The organism is Acidovorax sp. KPB24-03 (genome assembly GCF_057546605.1).
Genome location: NZ_BAAJYR010000813.1, coordinates 1 through 825 on the forward strand (window position 1 = coordinate 1; position 825 = coordinate 825).

Consider the following 825-nt stretch of genomic DNA (forward strand, 5'->3'; position numbering starts at 1 on the left):
GATATGCCGGTGAGCAGCCCGCTCATCACCAGGCCCACGGCCTGCCCGCTGCGCCCGGGCGCGGCCAGCGCCGCCGCCATGGGCACCAGCACCTGGGCGGCCACCGAGAACAGCCCGGTCATGAGCGTGCCCAGCGCCAGCAGCGCGAAGCAGTCGGCAAACCCGCTCAGGAACAGCCCCGCCGCCGCCAGCACCATGAGCGTGGCGATCAGCCGCCGCCGCTCCAGCTTGTCGCCCAGCGGCACCAGCAGCAGCAAGCCGACCGCGTAGGCCACCTGCGCGAAGGTGACTGTCAGCGCGGCCGTGCCTTCGGACACCTGCAGGTGTACGGCGATGGAGTGCAGCAGCGGCTGGTTGAAATAGTTGGCGCCCGCGCACAGGCCGCAGGCCACCGCCATCAGCAGCAGCACGGGGGTGGACAGGCCCGCCGAGGTGTCAGGGCGGGAGGAGGATGGGGTGGCGGGCAGGGTACGGGGTGGCATGCGGTGCGGGATTCTCGGTAGCGGGCGCGAAGGTGGTGGGATGGAGTGGCTGGAAGCGGCGGCCCGTCAGCCGGCAGGCACGTAGGCGAGGGCGTCGATCTCGAACAGCATGCCGTCGATCGCCAGGCGCGGCACGGGGATCAGGGTGCAGGCGGGCGCCGGGGCGCCGGCCCACATCGCCATCAGGGCCTGGCCGAACGTCTGCAGCCGCTGCTCGCTGTGGTCCACGATGAGCACTGTGAGCTTGGCCACGTCCCGGGGCCGCGCGCCGGCCGCGGCGAGCGCGGTGCCGAGGTTGGCCAGGGCCTGGGCGACCTGCTGCGCGAAACCGTCGGCCAGCCGG

The 825-nt window shown here is 73.1% G+C and carries 2 protein-coding genes; both read right to left on the minus strand.

Annotated elements, in window-relative coordinates:
- Positions 1-482, minus strand: a 482-nt coding sequence (locus AC27KI_RS26170; RefSeq protein ID WP_487116774.1) for an MFS transporter, incomplete at its 3' end; no start/stop codon positions are given.
- Between the two features lie 66 nt (positions 483-548).
- On the minus strand, positions 549-825 hold a 277-nt coding region (locus tag AC27KI_RS26175; RefSeq protein ID WP_487116776.1), incomplete at its 5' end, for a RidA family protein.